Annotated in this window: 1 protein-coding gene; it reads left to right on the top strand. The window is 60.2% G+C overall.

Annotated features, from left to right (window positions below; all coding sequences use genetic code 11):
• Positions 1-329 (top strand): hypothetical protein (locus M3090_RS15725; RefSeq protein ID WP_249057820.1); only part of this gene is annotated, 329 nt, incomplete at both ends.

The raw sequence follows: 329 nt of genomic DNA, 5'->3' as shown, positions 1-329 counted from the left end.
GACCCTTACGGCAAACCGGCACGCGTCTTCCTGCATGACGGGGGCATGGATGCCATCGCCGCAGACCTGAAATGGATGCTGGACAAGAACCTGTCGGAAAACCTCGACCTTGACCTTTATCTCCGCTTCTCGCCGGTGCGCGAGTTGCGCGAACTGGCGGAAGTACGGGCGGAAAGTCTTCAGGAACGCATTGCACAGGTGCGGGCGTTATCCAAGCCGGAACAGCAGCGTGTCACGACGGAAACGCCGGAGGCGGTTGTGGAAGAACCGCCCATTGTCCGCTCTGAACCGGAGAAACCCGTCACGCAGGAGCCACTGATGTCCCTGTA

The organism is Bacteroides sp. ET71 (assembly GCF_023336905.1).
Classification (GTDB): domain Bacteria; phylum Bacteroidota; class Bacteroidia; order Bacteroidales; family Bacteroidaceae; genus Bacteroides.
The sequence above is the reverse complement of the archived record's forward strand: the minus strand, read 5'-3'. Positions and strand labels throughout refer to the sequence as shown.